Genomic DNA, 6,579 nt, shown 5'->3' with positions numbered 1-6,579 from the left:
CGGGACATAATAAAAATCCTACTTTCGTAAACAGTACTTTATTTATTTGTACTGTCTACTTAAGTAGGACTATATCAAAATCTTCGAACTGTTTTTTGCTTTTTTACCGCCCATTCCCTGTGGTTGGGCCGCCACCGCCGCGGACGGAGTTCCAGGCGGAGCGTTTGTCGGCGTCACTGCCGCCGACCATGAAGTTTTCGTTGGTGACGGGGGCACCGTTGAGAGCCCAATTGCTGGTGACCGTCGGTCCGCTCAAGCCGGAGCCTGGGAGTTGGCCGGTGGCGCGGAGGACGGAGGTCTGGAGAACACTTGGGTCGAGGGTAAAACGTTGGTCGGCTTTCCAGACGCTTGGGTCAGCCTGGTCAATGGCTTGGACCAGGTTGGCCATGTATTGGGCGTTGTTGTTGTAACCGCTGAGGTTGGACATGGGCGAGTTGTCATCGTGACCGGTCCAGCCACCCAAGGTAACGCCTGGGGTGGCGACCATGAGCCAGGCATCGCCGTAGTCATTAGTGGTTCCGGTTTTCCCAATCCAGTCAGCGCCAGCCAGGCCGGGATTGATGGCTTGCAAGCGGGATTTAAAAGTCGTTGTAATTCCTGAGTTCAAAACTCCCCGCAGCATGTCTTGGAGAATGGTGGCTGTTGCAGCGCTATAGACTTGTACTGGCTCGGATTGGTGTTCGTAAACCACTTGGCCATCTGGTGTTTCAATGGAAGCAATCATATAACGTTCAAGGTAGCGTCCATTGTTGGCTAAGGTCTGGTAGCCATTAGTATGCCGATCTACGGATACTTCAATCCCACCTCCCAGCGGGAGACTTTCGATATTGTAGTCTGCAATTTCGTAGTTCATTTTTTCCATGTAATCCTGGACATCGATGCCTTGCTCCCGCAAGAGGCGATAGGTCCAATAGGCTGGAATATTCACGGACTGGTTCAAGGCGTCCTGGAAGGTCATCATGCCGGTTCCACGGCTATTGACGTGCATAATCGGCTGGCCACTGGAGTAGTTGGTTGGGTAGTTGGAGACAATGCTGCCACTGCCCATCAAGCCCTGGTCAATAGCGATGCCATAAGGCAGGAGGAGCTTGATGGTCGATCCTGGTGAGCGTACGGTGTCAAAGGCATGGTTGTTCTGGTTGGACGCATAGTCCCGACCGCCGACAAAGCCTAAAACAGCCCCGGTCTCATTGTCCTGCAGCACATTCCCCATTTCAACGCGGCCAGTTCCGTCATCGAGCACGCTACCAAAGTTGGCTGCGGCTGCCTGCATGGCTTCATGAACGGCCTTGTTAATGGTTGTTTTGACAACATAGCCACCATTGCTGAGCTCTTGTTGAGCCAGTTTTTGGTAGGCTTGGACGGTTGCCTCATTTTTGAGTTCACGTTCAGAAACCTGGTCACGCTCAATCAGGTAGCTGTAGATTGCATCTTGGGCTTCGGCTAGAGCTGTGTGGTAGAGATAGTTGTGCATCTCCCCTTCGGTTGGCTCACCGGGACGGAAGTCCGCCTGCAGATCATAGTCCAGTGCTTCTTGGTACTCGGTTTCGGTAATTTTACCGGTCCGCAACATATTAAAGAGGACATTTTTTTGCCGTTCCAATCCTAGCTCTCGGTTTTCCTCTGTTTTTAGGGTGCCATCAGAGGCATAGGGGGAGTAGACAATTGGGCTCTGTGGTAGTCCTGCTAGGAAGGCTGATTGAGGTAGATTGAGGTCGGCAGCGCTTTTGCCAAAAATCCCCTGAGCTGCCTCTTCAATCCCCGCTATATTTTGTCCCTTATAATTCCGACCAAAGGGAGCGATATTGAGGTAGGCCATCAAAATATCGTCCTTGGACATAGCTTCCTCAAGGGCCAAGGCGTCCAAAATTTCCGCAGCCTTACGGGAAAAAGTCGGCGCGTCGCCAACCACCTGCTGCTTGATCAGCTGCTGGGTCAGGGTCGAGCCACCACTTGAGCTCCCCAGACCTAAAACTGAGCCCAGCGTCGCCCGCAGAACGGCCTTGGGAACAATCCCCTCGTGCTCGTAGAAATTCTCGTCCTCGGTCGCAATCACAGCGTCTTGAACCGAGCGCGACACCTGATCCAAGTGAATCGGCGTGCGCAGGAGTTCACTGTCAATCTTGTCAATCAAGCTCCCATCAGCATAGCGTAGCTCGGACTGACCAGCCACCCGGGTTACCTGCTGGGCCAACTCCGGCCCTTCCAACACTTGGGCCGTTTGAAAAAGGCTGACTGCGTAGCCCAGACCAGCTCCGGCCCCCAGCACCAGAAAGCCCCAGAAAAAGACCCGCAACACTTTTAATAGTAGGTGTTGCACCTGAAAGACCGTCCCCAGACTATCCCTCCAGGTCCACGCCTCCTCATCTCGATTCTTCTTAGCTTTGTGTTTCACGTTTTACCTCACTTTTTATACCTAGCCCAATTATAGCAAAATGCCCTCGCTCTTTTCAATCATCCCTTATTTTGTTAAACTGTAATAAGTAAAATGAAACAAAAAAAGGAGTCAGACATGCACATTTTTGATGAGCTGAAAGAAAGGGGCTTGGTCTTCCAAACAACGGACGAAGAAGCTCTCCGCAAAGCACTAGAAGAGGGACAAGTTTCCTATTATACGGGATACGACCCTACCGCAGATAGCTTGCACTTGGGCCACTTGGTCGCTATTCTAACCAGCCGTCGGCTCCAATTAGCCGGACACAAACCCTACGCCTTAGTCGGTGGTGCAACTGGACTCATCGGTGATCCTTCTTTCAAGGATGCTGAACGGAGCCTTCAAACCAAGGAAACCGTTGAAGGTTGGGTCGCAAAAATCCAAGGGCAACTGTCCCGCTTCCTCGACTTCGAAAACGGCGACAACAAGGCTGAAATGGTCAATAACTACGACTGGTTTGGCAGCATCAGCTTCATCGACTTCCTCCGTGATGTCGGTAAATACTTCACCGTCAACTACATGATGAGTAAGGATTCCGTCAAATCACGGATTGAATCCGGCATCTCCTACACCGAATTTGCCTACCAAATCATGCAGGGCTATGACTTCTACACCCTCAACCAGGAACACCAGGTTAGCCTCCAAATCGGAGGAAGTGACCAGTGGGGGAACATGACCGCAGGAACCGAATTGCTTCGCCGTAAGGCCAACCAAACCGGCCACGTGCTAACAGTACCCCTCATTACCGATGCCACCGGTAAAAAATTCGGAAAATCAGAAGGCAATGCCGTTTGGTTGGATGCCAGCAAAACCAGCCCTTACGAAATGTACCAATTCTGGCTCAATGTCTTGGATGACGATGCAGTCCGCTTCTTGAAAATTTTCACTTTCCTTTCACTAGAAGAAATCGCCGAGATTGAAAAAGAATTTCTCGCTGCTCCCCACCAACGCCTGGCTCAGAAAGTACTAGCTAGGGAAGTGGTCAGCCTCGTTCACGGCCCAGACGCCTACCAACAAGCCCTAAAAATCACAGAAAGCCTCTTTTCTGGAAATATCCAGGAACTGTCTGTAGCTGAGTTGATACAAGGCTTAGGTGACGTTCCCAACTACCAAGTCAGCTCAGAAGATAGCTTAAATCTCGTGGACATCTTGGTGACAGCTGGGGTTTCCCCATCCAAACGCCAAGCCCGCGAAGATATCACCAATGGAGCTATCTACATCAACGGGGAACGTATTCAAGACCTGGACTACCAGCTCGATCACAATGATCGACTAGAAGGTCAACTAACCGTGATCCGTCGGGGTAAGAAAAAATATTCAATCCTAACATATGCATAATTCTCGAAGGGGAGTGGGACAGAACTAAATTTGAAAAAATTTAGTTCGTAGTCACACCCCCGCAAGGCTGATTAGGCCCTCTTCCGAGCTTGAAAAGCGAACGAAGAGGCCAATCAGCTACTGCGTCAAAGATATGTTGTTAACCAAAGTCAATGAGGCTAGACTTTTGTTCCAGCCTCTCTTTTATTCTGATATAGTTTTTTAATTTACTTTTAATACAAAGCAGCGAGTCGCAGAAAGTTTCAAAGGTCTACGGCAAGACGAGCTAACGCAGTAATAAAATATAAACTAAAAGACTATAACACAGGTGTTGATTGAGTCTACCTGCCAAGCAAACTGTCATCAGGCCTTATCAGATAAGTCGATTCAACAGCTTACTGGAGATTTTTATGTACCCACCTAAACTTCAACGTTTTACCACGACAGACCTAGTCTTCACCTGCCCCTTCTGCCAAGAAGGTTTGCAGTTACAGGAGCGCAGTTTGGCTTGTCGCAACCGACACAATTTTGACCTAGCCAAACAGGGCTATGTCAATCTAGCCCCAAACGCCAAAGCTTCCCAACACTACCAAAAGGAGTCCTTCCAAGCTCGGCAAATGGTGCTGGAAGCTGGGCTTTACGACCATATCTTGGCGGGACTGGACCAGATGATCACAAAACTGCAACCTGCTTCCCTCTTGGATGTAGCCTGTGGTGAAGGCTTTTACAGCCGCCAACTAGAAAGTCGATCGGCTGGCAACTACTATGCCTTTGATTTGTCCAAGGACTCCATCCTTTTGGCCAGTAAGGCCGATAGCCGACAGCAGGTTAAATGGTTTGTGGCTGACTTGGCCAAAATCCCCTTGGCTGATCAGAGCCTCGATGCCATCTTGGATATCTTTTCTCCTGCCAACTACCAGGAGTTTAAACGCCTGTTAAAGCCCACCGGAAGCCTCCTCAAGGCTATTCCTGGATCCCAGCATCTGATTGAAATTCGCAAGATTCTTGGGAAAGAGGCTTATCAACCCGAGGACATCGACCTTCACCTGAAGGAGCAGATGCAGATCCAAGATCAGCTGGAATTAACAGCGACCTACACCTTGACACCAGAAGTCCGGGAGGCACTCTTGACCATGACACCCCTGCTCCAACAAGTCCGGCTGGAAGACTTCGACTGGACCCAGCTAACAGACATCACCATTTCCGCCACCCTCTACCAAGCCCATTTTTAGAAAGGATGCTTATGAAATTTTACGCCGTCAAAAAAGGGCGCCAGCCAGGCATCTACACCACCTGGCCCGACGCCCAAAAACAAGTGCACGGCTTCTCTGGAGCCAAATACAAATCTTTTACCAGCCAGGAAGAAGCCCTGGCCTACATGGAGGAGCAACCGCAGGCTCCGATCACCGATAATCAACTTGTTGCTTACGTGGATGGCTCCTATCACAAGATCAAAAAGGCTTACGGATCTGGCGTCGCCTTCATCTTCAACGGCCAGGAAATCGAAAGCCTCTCCTTCTCAGGAAACCGTGACATCTTCTTAGAAGCCCACCAAGTTGCCGGCGAGTGCTTGGCTAGCCTGGCTGCCATCAAATGGGCCCTGCTCCACGACTACCCCAGCATCACCATCTGCTACGACTACCAAGGGGTCGAATCCTGGGCCACCGGCGAGTGGCGGACCAACAAGCCAATCTCTCAAGCCTACAAAAAAGAGTTCGACCACTTCAGCCAAGAGATCCAAGTCCACTTCCGTAAGGTTCACGCCCACAGCGGCGACCCTCTCAATGATCGGGCCGATCAGCTGGCTAAAGCCGCCCTCGGCATCACAGTCTAATTCAACGTCCAAGATGTAACCAGACACCCTAGCCTTCATACAGCAGATGTCCCGTATGAGAGTTGTGGGGGTCTTTTTTAATTTCTAATGACAATGGATATACGCCTTTACAAATGATAGTCTCTAAAAGAGTAATGGGGTAATGCTCACGACAAACGCATGAAGAAAAGTAGATTTTGTAAGTTTTCAGAAACCGATAATTAATCGATAAATTCTGTTTAAGTGTTTTGAAGAATCTAGATGTTGGAAAGAGTATGAGTTTAAAATGTAAAAAATTTCATTTGAGTATGGTATTTGATAGATATTTAAAATCACGACTGTAAAAAAGGTTCTGACTGAAGAGAAATCAATTAGATACTTTCATGCGTTTGTCATGGTTAATGCTTGATTTTTTTGATTATATCCTGTAGACTGAATATGTAGATGAGTAGTCGGCTCATGGTCAATCTGATAGTAATCTTGGACATAAGGGCCAGGCGGTGGCGGACACCAGAACGAAATCCGATAGTAATCTTGGACATAAGGGCCAAGCGGTGGCAGACACCAGAATAAACCGACTGACTAAGTGGCTTACAAACTCTGTAAGCCACTTTTTTGCGAGGTACATATGGCAAAATCTAAAGACTATCGTAAACCAAATGACAAAAAAAAAAGAAGCAAGATAGCCCAATCTTACACGGGGCAGCTTACTTCTTTCTTTTTTTACACAGTTTTTTCAAGCACTTACCTGCTACTTCCCACCTGCTAGACCAACTACCTTATAAGGCAAGGGGCCTAGAGCTTCTTGGTACTGGTCTTGGCTATAGGCTTCTTGGGTATCCACATGGGCCACTGAATCCTCCAGGTTGACGGTAACCTGGGCTACTTTGGGTAGTTTGGAAAAGGCCACTTCCACGTGGTGGGCACAGTTTTGGCAGCTAATACTCATTGAAATTCAAAATCTGAAAAAAGCCATTCTCTATGGACAATAGATTTTAGATCAGACCAATGCAAA

The 6,579-nt window shown here is 48.9% G+C and carries 5 protein-coding genes; 3 read left to right on the top strand and 2 right to left on the bottom strand.

Annotation, left to right across the window (positions count from 1 at the left end):
* Positions 1–103: 103 nt before the first annotated feature.
* Complete coding sequence (locus N4310_RS07065; RefSeq protein WP_338092448.1) at positions 104–2,395, bottom strand: transglycosylase domain-containing protein; 2,292 nt, start codon at positions 2,393–2,395, stop codon at positions 104–106.
* A 117-nt stretch (positions 2,396–2,512) separates the two neighbouring features.
* Here N4310_RS07065 and tyrS point away from each other — a divergent pair, with 117 nt between their 5' ends.
* The 3 genes from tyrS to N4310_RS07050 all read left to right on the top strand — a co-directional run bounded on the left by tyrS (position 2,513) and on the right by N4310_RS07050 (position 5,585).
* Positions 2,513–3,772: a tyrosine--tRNA ligase gene (gene tyrS, locus N4310_RS07060; protein WP_262092623.1), complete on the top strand. Its 1,260-nt coding sequence runs from the start codon at positions 2,513–2,515 to the stop codon at positions 3,770–3,772.
* 389 nt (positions 3,773–4,161) lie between these two features.
* Positions 4,162–4,983 carry a putative RNA methyltransferase gene (locus N4310_RS07055; protein WP_262092622.1) on the top strand — a complete coding sequence of 274 codons (822 nt, stop codon included), beginning with the start codon at positions 4,162–4,164 and terminating at the stop codon, positions 4,981–4,983.
* Between the two features lie 5 nt (positions 4,984–4,988).
* A complete protein-coding gene (locus tag N4310_RS07050; protein ID WP_262092621.1) occupies positions 4,989–5,585 on the top strand; it encodes a ribonuclease H family protein in 597 nt (198 codons plus the stop codon).
* Positions 5,586–6,315: 730 nt separating this feature from the next.
* On the opposite strand, the gene N4310_RS07040 is transcribed toward N4310_RS07050, so the two are convergent.
* The gene (locus N4310_RS07040; protein ID WP_262092620.1) at positions 6,316–6,513 is read right to left on the bottom strand and encodes a heavy-metal-associated domain-containing protein; all 198 of its coding nucleotides are present in this window, start codon (positions 6,511–6,513) and stop codon (positions 6,316–6,318) included.
* Positions 6,514–6,579: the final 66 nt, after the last annotated feature.

It is taken from the genome of Streptococcus danieliae (assembly GCF_025447695.1).
In the GTDB taxonomy this organism is placed as follows: Bacteria; Bacillota; Bacilli; order Lactobacillales; family Streptococcaceae; genus Streptococcus; species Streptococcus danieliae.
This window is presented reverse-complemented; position numbering and strand designations above follow the sequence as displayed.

Coding starts and splice junctions, on each gene's coding strand:
- N4310_RS07055 (WP_262092622.1), top strand. CDS start 4,162: ATGTACCCACCTAAACTTCAACGTTTTACCACGACAGACCTAGTCTTC.
- N4310_RS07040 (WP_262092620.1), bottom strand. CDS start 6,513: ATGAGTATTAGCTGCCAAAACTGTGCCCACCACGTGGAAGTGGCCTTT.
- tyrS (WP_262092623.1), top strand. CDS start 2,513: ATGCACATTTTTGATGAGCTGAAAGAAAGGGGCTTGGTCTTCCAAACA.
- N4310_RS07050 (WP_262092621.1), top strand. CDS start 4,989: ATGCTTATGAAATTTTACGCCGTCAAAAAAGGGCGCCAGCCAGGCATC.